Genomic DNA, 19,631 nt, shown 5'->3' with positions numbered 1-19,631 from the left:
CTTGCGTCGGGCGACCCTGTACTGCACTAACAGAACTTCCTGTTAGTTATGCGTGCCGGTTGTACCGGTGGTACCCGTCGTACCGGTGGTACCGCCGTTGGCACTGCCACCGCTGTTGGACGCCGCTACAGCACTGGCAACCATTGCAGTACTGGCTGCGGGCGCTTGAGAAGCCGCCACACTGCCACCTACATTGGTTACCGCTGTCAACGGCGCTTCAGCGGCGGCAGCCCAGTTGCTCAACATCGTCAACAGGGCAACTGCCATCACTTTTTTCATATCAACTCCTTTCTAACATTCGACCTGTTAAAAAACCGGCCTGTGTTAGCGGTGGTAGAGTTCAAGTCCGCAAAAAGCGCGAACAAGATCCGTTGTTCTTTCACAGTCAGACGCAACTGATAAAAGTCGAACGGCAGGCTTATATCTACGGACTTGCAAAAGGCATTGCCAGTGTAATTTCCCGACGTTATCTAACAACCTGACTGAAAATAACATTGGACTAATTGGCCATCATCGCGAGTATCCATTCGGATGATTGGATTGCCAGCGCCAGGTGTCGGCGACCATGTCCTGCAAGTTGCGTGTGGCTTTCCAGCCAAGTTCTTTCGCTGCTTTCGAAGCATCGGCAAAACTCTCGGCAATGTCACCGGCGCGACGCGGCATCATCCGATACGGCACCGGCCGTCCACAGGCCTGTTCGAACGCCTGCAACACTTGCAGCACGCTGTAGCCATCGCCGGTGCCGAGGTTCCAGGTGTGAATGCCTGTGCGCTCGCCGATCGATTGCAACGCCTTCAGATGCCCATCCGCGAGATCGACCACGTGGATATAATCGCGCACCCCGGTGCCGTCGACCGTGGGGTAGTCGTTACCGAAGATCGACAGTTCTTGCAGGCTGCCGACCGCGACCTGGCTGATGTACGGCACCAGATTGTTGGGAATGCCGTTGGGGTCTTCGCCCATGTGGCCGCTCTGGTGCGCGCCGATCGGGTTGAAGTAGCGCAGCAAGGCGATGCTCCAGCGCGGCTCGGCCCGGCTCAGATCGCGCAATACGTTTTCCACGATCAGCTTCGACTGGCCGTAGGGATTGGTCGGCGTGCCGGTCGGAAATTCCTCGCTGATCGGCATCTGCTCAGGCTCGCCATACACCGTGGCCGAGGAGCTGAACACCAGCCGGAACACCCCCGCCGCCGCCATCGCCTGACACAGCGTGACGCTGCCGCCGACGTTGGTTTCGTAGTATTCCAGCGGCTTGCGCACGCTTTCGCCCACCGCTTTCAGCCCGGCAAAATGCAGCACCGCTTCGATCTGATGCTCACGGAAGATCCGGTCGAGCAACGCGCGGTCGCAGACATCGCCGCGAATCATCCAGGCACTCTTGCCGCAAATCGCTTCCACAGCGTGAAGTGCCGCATCGCTGCTGTTGCAAAGATTATCCAGCACCACAACTTCATAACCTGCTTCAAGCAATGCAAGTGTGGTATGCGAGCCGATATAGCCGGCGCCACCCGTTACCAGAATCTTCATAGCGCGGTCCGTCTTTTGGATAAGTGACAAGTAACGTGTCAAGCCTTGCGTATCGAACCTGTGTCACAGTCGACACAAACAAGGCGACAACAACCGAAAACAAATTCAGTTCAATGACTGGCAATAAATATTTTTGCAGGTCACACTGTATTGCCGTTACTTATTAGCACTCCCGGCGCACTCATCACTATCAACAGATACCGACTAAAAATAACTAACAAGGCACTTACCGACATCCTCTAACATTGTCGGCTTTTAGATGACTGATCATTTGCAATGAATAACCTGACTCAGGTATTAAAGTAAGCCTTCAATCCTTATTGAAACTTGCCACCTATTCCGGTGCGCAACCGTCGCCTGTGTTCCATGACTGTCCAGGATACTTTTATGATTCGTAAATGTTTGTTCCCCGCTGCCGGTTATGGCACGCGTTTTCTGCCGGCCACCAAAGCCATGCCGAAAGAAATGCTGCCGATCGTCAACAAGCCGTTGATCGAATATGCCGTTGAGGAAGCGCGGGACGCCGGGCTGCAACACATGGCCATCGTCACCGGTCGTGGCAAGCGTGCGCTGGAAGACCATTTCGATATCAGCTACGAACTCGAGCACCAGATTCGCGGCACTGAAAAAGAGAAATTCCTCGCCGGCACCCGCGAATTGATCGACACCTGCACCTTCTCCTACACCCGTCAGGTGGAAATGAAAGGCCTCGGCCACGCGATCCTCAGCGGCCGCCCGTTGATCGGCGACGAGCCGTTCGCCGTGGTGCTGGCCGATGACTTGTGCCTGAACCTGGAAGGCGACGGCGTGCTGTCGCAGATGATCCAGCTGTACAAGAAATTCCGTTGCTCGATCGTCGCCATCCAGGAAGTCCCGGCTGACCAGACTCACAAGTACGGTGTGATCGCCGGTGAGCTGATTTCCGAAGGTATTTACCGCGTCAATAACATGGTGGAAAAACCGGCACCGCAAGACGCGCCGTCGAACCTGGCGATCATTGGTCGCTACATCCTGACGCCGGACATATTCGACCTGATCGCCGACACCCAACCGGGCAAGGGCGGTGAAATCCAGATCACCGACGCGCTGATGAAACAGGCGCAGAACGGCTGCGTGCTGGCCTACAAATTCAAAGGCCTGCGCTTCGACTGTGGTGACGCCGAGGGTTACTTGCAGGCGACCAACTTCTGCTACGAAAACGTTTACCTCAAAGGTCGCTGAGACGGCTCAAGCATTGCGGATTTACTCATTATTTCAGGCAGGCAACCATGAACATTGCACACTATTCAGCAGAGATTGAACGTGAGGTGGACAACCTTGGAATGATGAGCTGGCTGTCGCGCCATCAGCCGTTGCCCAGCGCCAACGAAACCTGGCTGGGCACGATTCTGCTGGTGGAGCGGATCGGCGTGTTTCCGGCGTCCGGCGATATTCGCCGGCCAATGCGCGATCCCTATCCCCTGCTCGCACATCTGAAAACGCTGTATGGCGAGCAGGCGCTGGAAATGGATGACCGCGATGGCCTGAAAGTGATTTTCAGTGACTGGCGCTTTCGCGTGCGGATCTGCTGCAACGACCCGGCGATCATCATCAACGTGGAAACCCGTTGTGATGCGCGGTTGATGCCGCAGAAGCTCACCGAATTGCTGGGGCTTATCGATTCCTTCAAGCAGTACCCCTGACCCTTTGTGGGAGCGAGCCTGCTCGCGAAAGCGTCGGCAGCTTCAGCACATGCAGTGCCTGACACGACGCCTTCGCGAGCAGGCTCGCTCGCACACTCAGTTCTTCGCAGCAGCGTTGCAGTCAGTCTTGCCTCCCATGATCCAGCCGTAGAAATAATCGGCAATCACCTTCCCGCCCGTGGCCGGCAGCGGATGAATCTTGTCCGGGCCGATCATCGCCACGGCGTAGCGTTTGACGTCGGGGCCGAACGCGCATTGCAGGTTGGCGAACCCCAAGTGCTGCTCACGCGCCCAAGGCTCGAGCACCTGCGCATACGCCGCCATCGGGTAAGCGCTGGATCGCGTGGTGTCCTGGCGCATGACCAGGTTGATGCTCGCCGCCGGTTGAATCTCACGAAGCATGCCGACCAGACCTTGCACGTTATGCAGATACTGCTCCGGCTTCACGCCGAAGCCCTGGTCGTTGCCGCCGAGCATGATCAGATAAACGTCGGCGGGGATTTTCGCCACCACCGCTTTCCACTGCGCCTGCCATCGTGGGTCGGCGTGATAAAAATCCGCCGAAGCCGCACCCGAGGCCGCCAGTTTCGACACGCGAATGCCGGACTGATCGTTGCGCATCCACAGGCCGAACAAAGTCGGCGCGCCTTTCTGCACTTCGAGCCTGAACGACCAGTCTTTTGCGGTGGACAGGCCGGCAAGCGGCACTTCCTGCACGCCCGAACCGGCAAGTTTCAACGGTTGCCAGTCTTGCGCCGGCGACCAGCGATAACGCAGTTCACTGGCTTCGCCATTGCCCAGGTACAACAGCTTCGCCTGAGTCACTGCCGTATCGATGCGCGGCGTAGGGTTGGCATCCACCTGCAGCCACGCGCCGGCGCGACCGGTCACGGTGCGGCTGTCGGGACTGGACTGGCCCAGTTCGGAGACTTTCCAGCCGCCACCGAAGTATTTATCGCTGCTGCGGGTGTATTTGAAGTGCGTACCGCCGAGTGCCGCGCCGTGGTTGAAACCGACATAACCCGGCCCGGCAAAACCGGTTTCACCGGCCACCCGTTGCACCAGTTTGTTCAAATAGAAATCCTGCCCGGCGGTGTAGCTGTCGCCGATCACCGAGACCGACAACACCTTGCCAGCCTTGCCCTCGCGCCACTGGGCAAAGCGCTCGCGAGCGTCGCCTATCTGAATCACCGATGCAGACACGGGTTGGGCGTCATCAACTGCCACCATGCAAAATTCCTTCAGTCTGGAATGGCCCCTTCGCGAGCAAGCTCGCTCTCACAGAGGTTCTGAGTCATCCACAACATGTATTCATTTCATGAAACCTGTGGGAGCTGGCTTGCCAGCGATGGCGGTAGGTCAGTTAGTAAATCTCTGTCTGACAGGTCGCTATCGCTGGCAAGCCAGCTCCCACAGGGGCTCTGTGTCGTGCACAAATCCATTGTGTGAGCGAGCCAGCTCGCGAAGCTTTTAGCTGCTTTGGGTTTGCACCACGGGGGCGATGACCGCCGCCGGTTTCTTCCTGGTCGCTTTCTCGCCAAGGAACAACACCGAGGTGAAATTGAACCGGCTGAAAATCATCGCCAACACCACCGGCCCGAGCAAGCCGACACTCAAGCCACCCAGCACCAGCAGGCTCTCATCCTTAACGCCGAGGCGCCCCAGCACAAACCGCGACGTCGCCGCGAACAGCACATGAAACAGAAAAATCGCATAGGAATAGCCACCGAGCCAGGTCAGCGCTTTCGAACGCATGTCGCTGGACAACAATGCGATGCACGACACACACCCCACCGCCAGGCCGATCAGGCTGCGCCGATCAACGATCAACTCGCGATCAATCGCCGCGACGTACAGCAGCGTCAACGAGATCAGCACAAACAGCAGCGGCCCGAGCACCTTGAAGCGCTGTTTCAACACCTCGACATTTTCCTGGCCGATCATCCCTGCGACAAAAAACGGCAGGAGATAAATCGCGCCGTTGATGCCGAATGCATCGAGCGGCAACGGCGGCAGCAGAAACAACAGCGCGGCGAAGGCAAACAGGCCATACAGACGCGTCGCCGAACGCAGCAGACCGCGCCACTCCAGCAGGCCGACGAAGATGAAAATGATGAACACCGCCTGCAAAAACCAGAAGTGGTTGATCGGCACCCAGAACGATAGCAATGCGTCGATCACCCCGACATCCTTGTTCACCCCCGGCCCCACCGCTTGCAGCACCGAGAATGGCACACCGACGCAAAACAGCGGCACGATCAGGCGGCGCACCTTGCCGCTGAAAAACGCACCGAAGTCATTGCCACGGATCTTGTAGATCGAATAGATGTACCCCGAGATGAAGGTGAACAGCGGCATGCGCACGTACACCATCGAATCGGCGATAACCCGGAACGGCGAGCCGATATCGATCTTCAACCCGCCGCCCAGCGGCCCGATGACGTGGTACAGCACCAGCAGCAGGCATGCCAGGCCACGCAGGGTTTCGATCTCCAGGGACTTTTTCTTGCTCGACATACAGCACCTGCCTCAATTCAGAATTCTGGATTCAACCTGCACCGGTTTGTTCGCCCGCAGCATCAAGCCGAGGCCAACGAACAACACCGGCACCACCATCGAAAAATGCCGGGCAAAGGAACCAAAGTCCGGCTCGAACAAGCCTTGCACCAGCAGGAACGCCAGCGGAATCGCGATCAGTTCCTTGGGTTTGGTCTGGATCGGCGCGCCCTTGTAATCGGTCGAGGTGATGACTTTGAACAGCAGCAACGCAGTCATGATCATCAGCGCAACGAAGATCACCTGGCCCGGACCGGACAGCAGAATCAGTTCCACCGGGAACGACAGCCGGAAGAAAATGATCATCGAGTCCAGCGCCTGCGAGACGAAATCACTGCCGCTGAGCCACGACACGATCAACGACTTCGAGCCCTCCTCCCCTGCCGTGCGCAGTTCGTTGTTGCTGGCGCGAATCGACGACACCGGAAAACCCAGGGCGATCTGAATCGACATGGCCACCGCGAGGTAAAACAGGAACAACATCAGGAAGAACGTCGTGCGCGACACGTATTTTTTCATCACGCAAACGCCGACCCACGACAGCGAAAACAGAATCCAGTACGGTCGGATCAGCACGCCGTAGATCACCGCCGACAAGAAAAAACCGCCGCGATATTTGCGTGTCAACGAGCTGAGCAGAATGCTCAACACCGCCACCGAGACGATGATTTCCTTGGTCAGGTTTTCGAGGAAAAACGAACGGACGATGCCCCACAGACACAAAGTGCCGAAGATCGTCAGCGGCATGCGCCGGAACACCACGACCGGAATCGCCGTGAGGAAGAAATTGCAGAACATGCCGTAGGCCCAGGCGTTGGTCAGATTGATCCCGGTGGGCCGCAGCAGGAACGCCGAGCACTCGTAGGACGAGCGATCGGGCGAGAACGGGTTCCAGAAATTGCAGTTGTCGGCGCGCGCGTAGGACGACCACAAGGTCATCGCATCCGGGCCGGGATCACGCGGGACCAACAGCGGCATCGCCACCGACAGAAACAACCCGGTAAACAGGATCAAAAACGAAATCGAAGAATCGAGTCGCTTGCCGCGAAACTCGATGCACGGCAACTTCAGGCCCATGACAACGCAGCCTTCTTCGCCGCAGTGACGCGGGTCAACAGCGCAATCACTGCGAGTTGCACAACGACGGCGAAAACGTTGCCCCACGCCGCGCCGTATATCGAGTAATGCTTGATCAGCACGTAGCTGACCGGTACCGAAATCAGCAGGCAGATCGCCGCGCTGGCCAGCGACACACGGCTGTTTTTCGAAGCAATCAAACCGCCCCAGACGATGTCGCCAATGGCCCGCAGCGCAAAGGAAAAAATCAGCACACCGAGGATGGCGTTATCCGGACGCGGCACGCTGGTGGCGACGTAATCGAGCACCAGATTGAAAAACCCGTAGATCGCCACGGCGACAACGGCGGAGACCAGCAGCGAGCGCATCACCCATTTGTTCACGAACAGTTGCTTGACCGTGAACGCCTGCTGATCGGCCTGAAACCGCTTGGCCAATACCGGAATCCCGACCACCGCCACCACCGCATACGACAACGCCTGCAAGGTGTTTGCCGCCGACCACGCGTAGACGTATTTACCGAGGCTGGCGTAGGGCTCCAGATCGATGATCAGAAAGCGTTCGGCGTACTGACTCAGCGCGATCAAACCGGTGCCGAGGTAGAACGGCAGCCCGGCCTTCCACACGGTGGCGGTGTCCAGCACCGCCGCTTCCCGTCCCTTGTGTACCCGCGCCACGATCAGGTAACCGGCGATAATTACCAGCACGTTGGCGGCGACCCACAGCCACAACACACTGGCGATGCCCGCGACCCAGCCGAGCATCATCCCGGCCACCGCCAACACCGCCCACAGACCGGTCTTGATGAAAAACAGCAAGGCCCCGGCGGTTGCTTTCTGTGCAGAAAAGACAAAGGAGTTGATCTCGAACGACAGGTGTTCGGTGAGCAGTACCAACGTCACGCACAGCACCAGCGCAGCGGTCGCTTCGACCTGCTGGAACAACGAATAAATCAGCACCGTGACCAACGACAACAGCAGCCCTACTGCCAGATACAACAGCAGGACTTTATCGACCACCCGGCGCGAACTGCCGCCAACACTGATCAAGCGATTGATCTCGGAACTGAACCCGACGCTGTAGAACTTCGACGCAATCAGCGACGCCGCCACTACCACGCCGTAAAAACCCAGCGCCTCATAGCCCAGGTAATGGGTGATCGCGAGCACCAGCAGAAACTTCGCGCCCAATGCCCCGCCGCGAAGCAACAGGCGAAATATCATCGAACGACACCCTTGATGATCTCGTCCATGGCCACGGTTTTTGCCTCGATCTCGCGGCAGGTGTCGGTCAGGCGTTTGCCGAAATCCGCCAAGGCATTCGGCGCGTACACCGTGTTGATGATGGTGTCGACGTCGATGTCGCCGCCATTGATCACCCAGTCTTCGACACCCATGTCCTGATAGGCGCCAAAGCCTTTGCGCTCGTAGCTGATGTGGTAGGCCGGCACGCCGGACAGCAGCGATTCGATGGCGCCGTGCAGACGTACGGAAATCACCAGGTCCGGTTGGTATTTGGCGATTGTGGCTTTCAGCGACAGCAGGTCTTCAGTGATGCCCAGTTCGCGATAGAACGCGCCGTCATCGTTGCCGCGCACCGCGCTTTGCACGGCGCAGACCACTTTGCTTTTGTTCTTCAGGCGTTGCAGGAGCAATTTCAGATTGGCGACGTAAGCGACTTTCTTTTCTTTGCTCCACTCCGGCGGCTTGCGCAGCACCACGCACACGGTCGCCGGCGACGCGGCGCAGCGGGTGAACTTGGGCTGCTGAAGAATCTTGCTGGCCAGTGACTGCACCGCCAGATCCGGCGCGCGGTAGACGTTTTCGCAGGCATCGAAAATCGCCGAAGAGCGATTGTCGCGGACGAACACCGCGTCGGCGCTGGCGTAGTGCTCGACGATCTTGCTGCTTTCGCCGTGGAACGGGCCGATGCTCTGCGGCAGGTACACCGACGGCACCTTGCTGAGGATCGCGGTTTCCAGTTGCTTGGCGTGGCCGATCTTCAACTTGATGTGTTCGAAGGCGCTTTTCGAGCGCATGTATCCGCCACCGACGCCGACGATCAGGTCGGTCTTTTTCAACAGGTCCGCGAGCCCAGCGTAGGACTGGTTGAGGAACACCGCCTGCTTGACCCGGCCCAGCCCTTTGGCCGCCATCACCGGCGCGTCGAAGCGCGGGTGCGGCAAGTAGTTGAAGGAGTCCGGGTCGGAAGCGACGACGCTGATCGCGGTGTCTTCACCAAAGTTGCGCTGCACCAGCGCGATTGCCAGGTCGACCAGCAAACCGTCACCGGAGTTGGAGGCGCTGTAGCCGTGCAAAATCGTTACGTTCATAAGCGTGAGTTCTACTTAATAAGTGGGAGCGCGATACAGGTCGTAGGTCTGGCGAATCATCAACGCGGCGCTGAAACGCTCGCGGACGATGCTCCGGCCCTCGTTGCCGAGGTCGAGCAGGCGCGGTTTCTGGATGATCGTCAGCACATCGGCGAGTGCCTGGTGGTCGCCGCTGGGGAAGACGTAGCCGGACACTTCGTTGGTGACCAGTTCCGGCAGCGACGTGCAATTGCTGGCAATCACCGGCAAACCCATGGCCATGCCTTCCAGTGGCACCATGGCGAAACCTTCCCAGCGACTGGGCACGATCAGCGCATCGGCTTTCTGATACAGCGCCTGCACTTCACTGGGCGTTACCCACGGCAGGTATTCGACCGAGTCCATCGGCGGGCAATCCACCGAATCCTCGTTCACCGCACTGCCGACCACCGTCAGTTTGAGGTCCTTGCGCTGGACTTTGGCGAAGGCCTTGAGCAGCACGTCGAAGCCTTTTTGATAATCGAGACGGCCGACGAACAGCAGATGAATCGGCTCGGTTCCCGCAGCTTTCGGCGCGTCATCCTTGTGGTGGATGCCGTTGTAGATCAGTTTCATGCGCTTGCGCTCGATGCCGAACCGCGCGGCTTTGTCGAGCTCGTACTGGCTGACGCAGATGATCACATCGGTGACTTTTTGCAGCACCCGCTCGATCCACGCATAGACCTTCTGCTTGGTCGGCGAGCTTTCCATCAGGAACGAAAACGCGTGCGGGCAATAGACGATCTGCGGCTTGCGCCACGGTCGCAACAACACGCAGACACAGCGCCCGATCACCCCGGAAAACGTGCTGTGCAGATGCACCACATCGGGTTTTTCCTTGATCAGCACCTGGCTCAGCCGCCAGGCGAAACGCAACAGCGACGGCACGTTGCGGCCGCTGCGGGCGAAGGTGCGAATCTGCGGCGGCGCGATGCCGTGCAGTTCTTTTTCCTGATCCTGCGGGACCAGATACACCAGCTCGTAGTTTGCCGCGTCGCCTTCGGGGGAAGCCGAAATCGTGCGGATCACCGTCGCGACGCCACCTTTGATCGTCTCTGCCACGTGCAGTATTTTCTTCACAACTCACCCACTTCAAACAGGAAAGGACAATCGCCAGATTTCAGGATTTGTCGGACGCGTATTCGTAGTTGTAATAGCCGTAGCCACCGTTGCCGTAGTAGCTGGCGGCACGCTTCTCGACGCCGTTGAACACCGCACCTTTGAGCTCGATGCCGTTCTGCGCGAAACGGCGGATGGTCAGTTCGATTTCCTTCGCCGGGTTCACCCCGAAGCGCGTGACGATCAGGCTGATCCCGGCTTCACGGCCGACAATCGCCGCATCGGTAACCGCCAGCAGCGGCGGCGTATCGATGATCACCAGGTCGTAGCGCTCGCTCAGTTCCGCCAGCAGGTCGCGGAAATTGGCGTGCATCAACAGCTCGGAAGGGTTCGGCGGCACCTGGCCGCGACTGATGAAATGCAGGTTGTCGACTTCGACGGTGTGGATCGCCTCGTCGATGCTGCAGCGCTTGACCAGCAGGTCGGACAAGCCGTTGGTGATCGGCGTGTTGAGGGTTTTGTGCAAATGCCCTTTGCGCATGTCGGCGTCGATCAGCACCACGCGCTGGCCGCTCAAGGCCATGACTGCCGCGAGGTTGGACGAGACGAAGGTCTTGCCGACCTGCGGGCTCGGCCCGGAAATCATGATGCGGTTGTTGGTCGAATCGAGCCCGGCGAAGTGCAGGCAGGTGCGCAGGCTGCGAATCGACTCGATCGACAGGTCGGTCGGGTTGCGCAACGCCAGCAGGTACGCCGGCTTGTCGACGCCGTCGCGGGCGCGCCCTTTTCTGCCGTCTTCTTCCTCTTGCAGCGCGCTGTAGGGAATCGACGCGTACACCGGCAAACCCAGTTGTTCGATGGCCTCCGGACCTTCCAGCCCTCGGCTGAGGGATTTGCGCAGCAGCACCAGCGCCACGCCGACAAAGGCACCAAGGAACGTGGCGATCAGCACGATCAGCGGCTTCTTCGGTTTGACCGGGCTGGTCAGGTCGACATCGGCGGTGTCGACCAGGCGCACGTTGCCCACCGCACCGGCGCGGACGATGTCCAGTTCCTGGGACTTGTTGAGCAACTGCGTGTAGATCTGCGAGGCGACTTCGACGTCGCGGGTCAGGTTGAGCAGTTCCTGCTGGGTCGCCGGCAAGTCCTGGACTTTGCCTTCCAGCGACTTCTGTTGCTGGGTCAGCTCACCGATCTGGCTCATCAAGGCGCGATAGGCCGGATGCTGTTTGGTGAACTTGCGGTCCAGCTCCGCCTGCTGCATTTTCAACTCGGAGATGCGCGTTTCCAGCGCCACCGACTGGCCCAGCACCGACTGGGTTTCCAGCGAGATGTTCACGGTCTTGCCGTGGGTTTGATAGGCGTTCAGCGCATCGCTGGCCTTGGCCAGATCACGCTTGACCTGCGGCAACTGACTCTGCAGAAACGCCAGACTCTGCGCCGCTTCCGCCGAAGTCCTCCGCACATTCTGCTCGACGTACAGCGCGGCGATCTTGTTGAGGATCTTCACCGCTTCCGCCGCGTCAGAACTGGCCAGTGCCAGACGGATGATCCCCGACTCCTTGCCCTGCTCGGAAATATCCAGCGCGTCCTGATAGCCCTGAATGGTGACGATCCGCGGATTGCGCACCACTTCGAAGTTCGTACCGGGATTGGCCGACAACTGCGTGATCAGGCCTTCGACGTCGTCCTGAGCGAACGCTTCGCCAGCGCGACCTTCGACCAGCAGGTTGTCGTTGTCATCGAACAGCTGGAAGCGTTGCTGCTCGCCGGCAACCAGCGTGAGTTTCTTGCCGAGCAATTCCTTGGGCAGATTGAGCCGGGCGAATTCCAGACGCTCGCCACCCCAGGCGTAACTGTTCAGGCCGAAGCGCGGCGCGGCGACGCTGGACTCGGTTTCGCCGCGATAACGGCGGGCGAGAAAACCGCCAATCATCGGGAAGGTTTTCGGCGTGACGTCAATGTCCAGACGCAGGTCGTCGACCGTTTTGCCGATCACCGCGCGGGATTTGATGATGCCGATTTCGGTCACCGACGGCGATTGCCCGCCGAGCATGCTGTTGAGGTCGGAGAAACCGAGCATGTCGTTCTTTTTCGGCTCGACCTGCACCAGCGCATTCGCCAGGTACACAGGCGTGGCCAACACTGCATAAGCCACGCCGGCGACCATGAAGGCGCCGGTCAATGCGCCGATCAACCACTTCTGATCGATCAGGCTGCCGAATATGCCGAGCAGATCAATACTGTCTTGATCATTGTCACGGGTGCCGATTACTGACGGTAGCTGCATAAGTCTGTTCTTACCATTGACTGTTCTGAAGAATATGGGTCATTGCCCGAGGCGCTTTGCCCATGAACTAACTGCGTCTTCAATCAATGCGTGAGCATGAATAAAAGCGGCCTTGCCTTGACGATACGGATCCTGTATTTCGCGTTCGCTCTGCCACTTGCCAAGCAAAAACACTTTGCCTCGGGCGTGCGAGGCAATCTTCAGTACTTGATTGACGTGCTGTTTCTCCATGACCAGGATCAGGTCCGAGTCATTGACGATATCCGCAGTCAGTTGCCGCGCCTTGAAACTCTCGGCGCTGTGCCCGTGCTCTTCGAGAACCTGCCGCGCAGACGCCTCGACGCCCTCGCCAACCCGTGCCGAGAGGCCGGCGGAGGCCACACTGATGACCGAGGAACCCAGCGCATTGCGCAACAACAGTTCTGCCGTCGGACTACGGCAAATATTGCCCACGCAGACAACGAGGATCTTTTTGAACAAGGTTTTACTTTCCTGTGTAATGTCAAACGGCCAATATCCCGAGAGCATTCGTTTGAACCCTCAAGATCTTTCTGCACTCGGAAATAGATTCGCCCTGTTAGTCCCGAAGTATTAAGTACCACAGCGTTTAAAAGCGCCCCAACCACAATTAGCGGACTAAAAATAACTGTGATTTTCGAGCGTTTGTTTTCCGACAAAAAATAACATTCGTGCACTAAGTGCCAGTACCCCGTTCGAAAATTCAGTAATACGATGATTAATTCGCAGTTGTCATTTCTCTTCGGGAGAGCAGACATGAAACCGACCCATTTCCAACGCGCCGGCGCCTTGACCCTGATGCTGCTGGGCGCGACCACTCAGGCCCAGGCCAGCGAACTGTTTCCCAACCTGCCAACGAGGACCATTGGTGTTCAGGTAAAAATCCAGAGCTTCACCGCCGCCGACGCGGAGCAGATCAAAGCCGCCGGTTTCAGCTTCGTGCGCTTCGGCGTCTGGAGCGACAGTCTTAGTGCCAGGACTTATCAGCAACAAGTCAGCAACGCCTTCGCCGCAGCCAAGTCAGCCGGGCTGCCGGTGCTGCTGACCGTGCGTGCAATCAAGGCGCTGCCGGCCACCACGCCCGCCGAGCTGACGAGCGCCGGTGAGACCTTCGCCAAAGCCGTCAACGGCCTGCAGCAGTCGTACAGTGCCCAGTTGGTGGCAATCGAGCTGTGGAACGAGCCGGATCTGGAAACCTATTGGCCGACGCGCAATTTCTCCACGACCTTTGTGCCGTTCATGAGCGGCGTGTGCAAAACCCTGCAGGCACAGCCACAGCTGACCCCGGTGGTCGGTTTCGGCTTCGCGCGGCCACCGAGCGCCGGTTCGGCGTCGACTGTGGCGCTGAGCCGCATCGTCAGTGACTACCCACAATGCCTCGACGCGGTGTCCTATCACCCTTACGGCATGACGGCGACGCAGATCAGCAATGCGCAAACGTTCATTCAACAGAATTTCAATCTGCCGGGCGTGATCAGTGAGTGGGGAGTTTCGGCGCTCGCCTCGAACGGCGGCGTCGAGGGGCAGGCCAGCAAGATCAACGCATTCATCGCCGATGTTAAACGGCTGAACATCCCGCTGACCTCGATCTACGAATGGCGCAACAGCGCGTCAGGCAGCAACGAACGCGAGCAGAACTTTGGCTTGCTGACCTCTGACGGCCAGCCGAAACCGGCGCGACTGTCGGTGGAAACCCAGCTCAACGCCGAGTAGGTCATGGGCGACCGATCTGTTCGCAGGTCGGTTGCTTTGAACCTGTGCGCGGTTTTGGCATCGTATTCATCGGTACCACGCCCCGCCATTCAAACAATCGTTTTCAGGTTGTTGCCGCAGGGGCCATCGAGACACGCAACCGCCCTTGAGTGGCTGTCAGCGCTCGGGTAATGTCACCAGACCCACAGGACAGAGCACGCCCATGACTTCCAAGCTGGAACAACTCAAACAATTCACCACCGTGGTTGCCGACACCGGCGACTTCGAAGCGATCGCCCGGGTCAAACCGGTCGACGCCACCACCAACCCTTCCCTGCTGCTCAAGGCGGCGGCCATTCCGGCCTACGCCGAACTGCTCAATGCCTGCGTCAGCGACTGCAAGGGCGATGTCGGCCTCGCCAGCGACCGCTTCGGCGTTGCGGTCGGCCAGGAAATCCTCAAGGTCATTCCGGGCCGTATCTCCACCGAAGTGGATGCGCGCTTGTCGTTCGACAAGGATGCCGTGCTCAAACGCGCCCATCGCCTGATCGAGCTGTACGACAAGGCCGGCATTGGCCGCGACCGTGTACTGATCAAGATCGCCTCGACCTGGGAAGGCATCCGCGCTGCTGAAGTGCTGGAAAAGGAAGGCATTCAGACCAACCTGACCCTGCTGTTCTCCTTCGCCCAGGCCGCCGCTTGCGCTGACGCCGGTGTGTTCCTGATTTCGCCGTTCGTGGGCCGTATCTACGACTGGTACAAGAAAGCCAACGGCAACGACTACACCGGCGCCGATGATCCGGGCGTGCAGTCGGTCACCCGCATCTACAACTACTACAAGGCCAATGACTACAAGACCGTGGTCATGGGCGCGAGCTTCCGCAACCTCAGTCAGATCGAACAACTGGCCGGTTGCGACCGCCTGACCATCAGCCCGGACCTGATCGACAAGCTGGCTGCCGACACCGGCAAGCTGGAGCGCAAACTGGCGCCAGGCAATGCCGGCGAAGCGCGTCTGAGCCTCAACGAAGCGCAGTTCCGCTGGTTGTCCAACGAAGACGCGATGGCCACCGAGAAACTGGCTGAGGGCATTCGTCAGTTCGCCCGCGACCAGGAAAAACTCGAGGCGTTGTTGCAGGCCAAGCTGTGAACTGAGTTGGCGTAATGCAAAAAGGGCGAACCCTCACGGGTTCGCCCTTTTTTGTGTCTGGAAGAATGGGTTGTGATTGCGACCGCAATCGCTAGCAGGGCTAGCTCCCACAGGGATTTGTGTGGTGTCAGCTATTGTTGGAGAACTCTGTGGGAGCTAGCCTGCTGGCGATGGGGCCGGCAGACTCACAACCACTCAATGCCGCTCGAGGGCATTCACCAGGTCATGAAACGCTTCCCGATTGGAATCGTTCAGGCCCATGAGGATCTTGTGCGCTTCGAGCACCTTGATCCGCACCACTTCTTCGGACTGGTCCTGATCCGGCAGGTCATCCAGGCACTCCGGGCATGGCACCGGGTGGTTGACGATGTTGAACACCTGCTCGAAACCCATCGACTGCAGCAGCCGGGTGATGTCTTCGTGAGTGGTGACGACAGTCGGCAACAGCCCGACCTTTTGCCGCGACAGGATCGACAGTTTGGCCAGCAGGCCAAGGGTCGTGCTGTCGATGCTGCGGGTTTCGGTCAAATCGATCACGATCGCGTTGAAATTCAGCGCGGTGAAGATTTTCTCAATAGTCGCATCCAACGCCGAACACAGGGTCAGGCGAACTTCACCGACGAACTTCAGGACGAAGGTGCCGTCCTGCTCGGCGAACTGGATTCTACCGGTACTCATTAAAGATTCCTGCTCAACACCAACAGGGCGATATCATCCGGCATCTCCCCTAGCGTGGCCAATCCAAACACTTGCCGCAGACCATCCAGGCTGCCGCCCGCCGACTTCACCCGTTGAGGCAAAGCGGCTTCTTTTTCTTTGAGCGTCGGTTCTGGCAAAAGGTCCAGAATGCCATCCGACATCAGCGTCAGGCTGAACGTCGGCGGCAGCTCAAGCACGTGGTCTTCGTAGGTGGCTTCATTGAACAGCCCCACCGGCAGACCACGGCCTTCGAGATAACGAACACTGTCAGGCGTGTACAACACAGGCAACGGCAGATGGCCGCCGATGCTATAGGTCAACAAACCGGTCTCCTCGTCGATGACTCCACCGACCATTGTGACGTGTTTACCCAGCTTACAACTGATCAGCCCCCGGTTGATATGACCGAGCACTTCCGAAGGCTTGAATTCCGGCAATGTGCCGTTGCGCTTGGATTCGAACAGCAAGCGCGTGGTCATGAACTTCAACAGCACGGTAACGAACGCTGAAGACGCGCCATGCCCGGAAACGTCCGCCAGATAGAACGCGACGCGGCGTTCGTCCACGCGGAAATAATCGACAAAATCACCCGACAGGTACAACGACGGGATGATCTGGTGGGCGAACTGAAACTCGTCAATGCTCCACGGGCTTTCCGGCAGCATGTTCATTTGCACCTGGCGACCGGCGTTCTGGTCCTCCTGGAGCAGATTGAGGCTGGCCTCAAGCTCGCGGTTGGCCTTTTCCAGCTTCTCGCGGTAGCGCTGGTTTTCCAGCAGCAGGCGCGCACGATCCAGGGCTCGACGCACGGAATGCTCGAGCACCGCCAGATCTTCGAGAGGCTTGATCAGGTAATCCGCCGCGCCCAGGCGCAGGGCCTCGACCGCGTCGTTCATCACGCCGGCACCCGAAACGACGATCACCGGCGTCTGCGGCGAGCGCTCGGTGACCTGACGAATCAGTTCGAGACCGCCCATCTGCGGCATGCGCAGATCGCAGATGACCAGGTCGGGCGTTTCTTGCTCGAATACCTGAAGACCCTGTTGACCGTTGCCGGCCTGCAGGACGCTGAAACCACTGTCTTCCAGATAGGCCGCGAGACTTGCGCGCACTACCTCGTCATCATCGATTATCAGCAGCGTGGCACTGGTTTTTGGCATGTGGGCAAACGGCGCCAGAATTAGGTTGGCGTAGGTGGCGAGGCCTCGGGCCTTGCACAGACTACTGGATTCGCTTTCTAGCCTCTCTGCTGCAGCGCTTTCAAGCATTCGCTTCGCACGCGGTTTTAAACAGAGGTGCCCTTCTAAGGCGCAGACGGTACTCCCATCCGCAGAGCGTTTCAAGCGTGCGCCGATGGTCGCTTGACGACTTTGTTTGTCAAAGCACCGAGAGTTATAAGAACGGCCGGAAGCGTAACCGGATGGAAGGTCATCCTGCCGGGCCGAGCCTGCTCCACAGACAAAAAAGGCGACCCTGAGGTCGCCTTCCTGTTTTTCGGTCGAAATCAGAAATCGTCTTCGACCTGGCCATCCTTCACCTTGAACTCGCGGTTCTGCAGGTAGGCGTTGCGGATGAACGTGTACTTGTCGCCGCTGATCAGCTTCTCGCTCGATAGCAGGCTGGCACGGGTGTCGACGATGTTCAGGCCAAAGATCGAGTTGCGGGTCGGCACGTGGTCGATGTAGCGGTATGGGCCGGTAAAGCCGTCGACGTATTTCGACGGTGCATCACGCAGGGTGCTCGGGCCCATCAGCGGCAGCATCACGTAAGGACCGCTGCCCACGCCCCAGTAGCCGAGGGTCTGGCCGAAGTCTTCATCGCTACGGTTCAGGCCCATCTGGGTGCCGACGTCGAAGAAGCCGAGCAGACCGAACGTGGTGTTGAAGATCAGACGTGCCGTATCGACGCCAGCGGCCGCCGGTTTGGCCTGCAGAATGTTGTTGGCCAGGTTGGTGACGTCACCGACGTTGCGGAACATGTTGTGAATACCGTCTTCAACGAACTGCGGCGTGACGAATTCATAACCCTGCGCCAGCGGCTTGAGCGCATAGGTGTCAACGAAATCGTTGAACTGGAAGATCGGACGGTTGACGCTTTCCCAAGGATCATCTTCCGTGGCCGCCTGGCTGGCCAACGGCGCCAGCGACAGGCCGGCGTAGACACAAAGCTGAGCGAGCGGATGGCTCAAGCGCATAGAAAAACTCCTTGGATTTGTACCGTCGCGGACGTCAGGGTCCGGGCATTAAGGCCGCTAGTATAAGCGTAAACGCCGCTTTGGACAGTCTGGCCGATGCAGCGGTCTGTAGGATCTTTCCGCGCGGGTCGTTCACTTCATTGTCATCCAACTGTCACCGACGCACCCTAGCCTGAGCGTTATTTCAGGGACGTTGCCATGACTCACGCCGAAACCTTGCCCCTCGCCGCCTCGAGCCTGACTGCCGTGCTGTTTGGCCTGAGCGGTTGCCTGGTGGATTTCGGCGCGCGCGCACGGCAACAGGCAAGCGCCCTGCCCGAGCACGCCGAGGCCACGCCGGGTGCGCTCGACAGCTTGCGCAGCTTGCGGCGCCAGCAGATTCCCTGTGCCTGGCTGGATGAGCTGCCCGCCGCCCTGACGCAGTCGTTGTCAGCCACGCTGCCGCCCTGGATCAAACCGGCGCAACATTCGGCAACAACAATTCCATGGCCAGCGCCCAACGCTTGTTGGCAAGCGCTGATGGCGTTGAACGTCGAAAGCCTTGATGGTTGCGTACTGGTCAGTGGCGAACCGCGATTGCTGCAATCAGGCCTCAACGCTGGGCTATGGACCATCGGCCTCGCCTCCTGCGGTTCACTCTGCGGGCTGACGCCTGTGGAATGGCAAGCATTGGGCCAGAAGGAGCGCGAGTTGTTGCGTGGCAAGGCGACGATGCAACTATTCGCTCTTGGCGTGCATTCGGTAATCGATCATCTGGGCGAGCTCGACACCTGCCTGGCGGACATCAACCTGCGCCGTCTCAAAGGCGAAAAGCCCTGATCCGGATTATGCAGGTTTGGCGTGAGTGGATTAATCTAAAGGTCAGCCACCGACCTTTGGCGCGCGGCTGCGGTCAATGCCAGTGCCTATTGATAAAAGGAAACCACCATGCCCGCCCAAGAACTGCAAAAACAGCTCGATACCCTGCGCGAGCAGTTGGAACAGAATCCACCGCTGTCGGAAGCCGAGCGTGAGGATTTGCACGCGTTGATGGCGCAGATTGAACTGGAACTTGAACTCGAAACCAAGACCAACGATTCGAACATTGCCGACGGCGTGAACCTCGCCGTTGAACGCTTTGAAGTTGACCATCCAACCATAGCCGGCACCTTGCGCAACATCGTCAACGCGCTGGGCAGCATGGGGATCTGACTCCCCGAAACGCAAAAAGCCCTGCCATCGCTGGCAGGGCTTTTTCATTCAACTTTGGCAATGCATTCCCCTGTAGGAGTGAGCCTGCTCGCGATAGCGGTGTGTCAGTTAACATCATCGTCAGCTGACACACCGCTATCGCGAGC

At 58.8% G+C, this 19,631-nt stretch carries 19 protein-coding genes; 6 read left to right on the top strand and 13 right to left on the bottom strand.

The window, feature by feature from the left end:
• Positions 1-42 precede the first annotated feature (42 nt).
• Complete coding sequence (locus tag ACYYKW_RS15655) at positions 43-279, bottom strand: hypothetical protein (RefSeq protein WP_016775457.1); 237 nt, start codon at positions 277-279, stop codon at positions 43-45.
• A 231-nt stretch (positions 280-510) separates the two neighbouring features.
• Positions 511-1,527, bottom strand: coding sequence for a UDP-glucose 4-epimerase GalE (gene galE / locus ACYYKW_RS15650; RefSeq protein WP_093099926.1), 1,017 nt, complete (start codon positions 1,525-1,527; stop codon positions 511-513).
• A 387-nt stretch (positions 1,528-1,914) separates the two neighbouring features.
• Here galE and galU point away from each other — a divergent pair, with 387 nt between their 5' ends.
• Both galU and ACYYKW_RS15640 read left to right on the top strand, forming a co-directional pair.
• A complete protein-coding gene (gene galU / locus ACYYKW_RS15645; RefSeq protein WP_090284675.1) occupies positions 1,915-2,748 on the top strand; it encodes a UTP--glucose-1-phosphate uridylyltransferase GalU in 834 nt (277 codons plus the stop codon).
• A gap of 47 nt (positions 2,749-2,795) precedes the next feature.
• Positions 2,796-3,209: a phosphohexomutase domain-containing protein gene (locus tag ACYYKW_RS15640; protein ID WP_090284677.1), complete on the top strand. Its 414-nt coding sequence runs from the start codon at positions 2,796-2,798 to the stop codon at positions 3,207-3,209.
• Between the two features lie 96 nt (positions 3,210-3,305).
• On the opposite strand, the gene ACYYKW_RS15635 is transcribed toward ACYYKW_RS15640, so the two are convergent.
• The 8 genes from ACYYKW_RS15635 to ACYYKW_RS15600 form a co-directional block, all read right to left on the bottom strand.
• Positions 3,306-4,439 (bottom strand): SGNH/GDSL hydrolase family protein, encoded by a 1,134-nt coding sequence (locus ACYYKW_RS15635; protein WP_464990505.1) that lies wholly within the window; start codon positions 4,437-4,439, stop codon positions 3,306-3,308.
• 240 nt (positions 4,440-4,679) lie between these two features.
• On the bottom strand, positions 4,680-5,726 hold the full coding sequence (locus ACYYKW_RS15630) for an acyltransferase family protein (protein WP_464990504.1): 1,047 nt from the start codon (positions 5,724-5,726) through the stop codon (positions 4,680-4,682).
• 12 nt (positions 5,727-5,738) lie between these two features.
• The gene (locus ACYYKW_RS15625) at positions 5,739-6,842 is read right to left on the bottom strand and encodes a hypothetical protein (RefSeq protein ID WP_090284683.1); all 1,104 of its coding nucleotides are present in this window, start codon (positions 6,840-6,842) and stop codon (positions 5,739-5,741) included.
• Positions 6,833-8,065 (bottom strand): MATE family efflux transporter, encoded by a 1,233-nt coding sequence (locus tag ACYYKW_RS15620; protein WP_464990503.1) that lies wholly within the window; start codon positions 8,063-8,065, stop codon positions 6,833-6,835. The genes ACYYKW_RS15625 and ACYYKW_RS15620 overlap by 10 nt, the downstream gene beginning before the upstream one ends.
• Positions 8,062-9,174 carry a polysaccharide pyruvyl transferase family protein gene (locus ACYYKW_RS15615; protein ID WP_093099912.1) on the bottom strand — a complete coding sequence of 371 codons (1,113 nt, stop codon included), beginning with the start codon at positions 9,172-9,174 and terminating at the stop codon, positions 8,062-8,064. The genes ACYYKW_RS15620 and ACYYKW_RS15615 overlap by 4 nt, the downstream gene beginning before the upstream one ends.
• Positions 9,175-9,189: 15 nt before the next feature.
• Positions 9,190-10,272, bottom strand: coding sequence for a glycosyltransferase (locus ACYYKW_RS15610; RefSeq protein WP_464990502.1), 1,083 nt, complete (start codon positions 10,270-10,272; stop codon positions 9,190-9,192).
• A gap of 40 nt (positions 10,273-10,312) precedes the next feature.
• Positions 10,313-12,541, bottom strand: coding sequence for a polysaccharide biosynthesis tyrosine autokinase (locus tag ACYYKW_RS15605; protein ID WP_093099908.1), 2,229 nt, complete (start codon positions 12,539-12,541; stop codon positions 10,313-10,315).
• A gap of 39 nt (positions 12,542-12,580) precedes the next feature.
• A complete protein-coding gene (locus ACYYKW_RS15600) occupies positions 12,581-13,021 on the bottom strand; it encodes a low molecular weight protein-tyrosine-phosphatase (RefSeq protein ID WP_093099906.1) in 441 nt (146 codons plus the stop codon).
• A 294-nt stretch (positions 13,022-13,315) separates the two neighbouring features.
• Between ACYYKW_RS15600 and ACYYKW_RS15595 the strand changes: the two genes are divergently transcribed.
• Positions 13,316-14,272, top strand: a complete 957-nt coding sequence (locus ACYYKW_RS15595; RefSeq protein WP_464990501.1) for a cellulase family glycosylhydrolase — start codon at positions 13,316-13,318, stop codon at positions 14,270-14,272.
• A 202-nt stretch (positions 14,273-14,474) separates the two neighbouring features.
• On the top strand, positions 14,475-15,401 hold the full coding sequence (gene tal, locus ACYYKW_RS15590; RefSeq protein ID WP_093099902.1) for a transaldolase: 927 nt from the start codon (positions 14,475-14,477) through the stop codon (positions 15,399-15,401).
• Positions 15,402-15,596: 195 nt separating this feature from the next.
• Here the strand turns inward: tal and rssC are convergent, their stop codons facing one another.
• The 3 genes from rssC to ACYYKW_RS15575 form a co-directional block, all read right to left on the bottom strand.
• Positions 15,597-16,079, bottom strand: a complete 483-nt coding sequence (rssC, locus tag ACYYKW_RS15585) for an anti-sigma factor antagonist RssC (protein WP_003226553.1) — start codon at positions 16,077-16,079, stop codon at positions 15,597-15,599.
• Positions 16,079-17,260 carry a two-component system response regulator RssB gene (gene rssB, locus ACYYKW_RS15580; protein WP_090284699.1) on the bottom strand — a complete coding sequence of 394 codons (1,182 nt, stop codon included), beginning with the start codon at positions 17,258-17,260 and terminating at the stop codon, positions 16,079-16,081. Before rssB ends, rssC begins: the two co-directional genes overlap by 1 nt.
• A 344-nt stretch (positions 17,261-17,604) precedes the next feature.
• Positions 17,605-18,294: an MlaA family lipoprotein gene (locus ACYYKW_RS15575; protein ID WP_090284701.1), complete on the bottom strand. Its 690-nt coding sequence runs from the start codon at positions 18,292-18,294 to the stop codon at positions 17,605-17,607.
• A gap of 198 nt (positions 18,295-18,492) precedes the next feature.
• On the opposite strand from ACYYKW_RS15575, the gene ACYYKW_RS15570 reads away from it, so the two are divergent.
• Together ACYYKW_RS15570 and ACYYKW_RS15565 are read left to right on the top strand one after the other, a co-directional pair.
• Positions 18,493-19,113, top strand: coding sequence for a phosphatase (locus tag ACYYKW_RS15570; protein WP_093099900.1), 621 nt, complete (start codon positions 18,493-18,495; stop codon positions 19,111-19,113).
• A 108-nt stretch (positions 19,114-19,221) separates the two neighbouring features.
• A complete protein-coding gene (locus tag ACYYKW_RS15565) occupies positions 19,222-19,485 on the top strand; it encodes a DUF4404 family protein (RefSeq protein ID WP_095121064.1) in 264 nt (87 codons plus the stop codon).
• Positions 19,486-19,631 lie beyond the last annotated feature (146 nt).

Source organism: Pseudomonas sp. 15C (assembly GCF_055484735.1).
The sequence above is the reverse complement of the archived record's forward strand: the minus strand, read 5'-3'. Positions and strand labels throughout refer to the sequence as shown.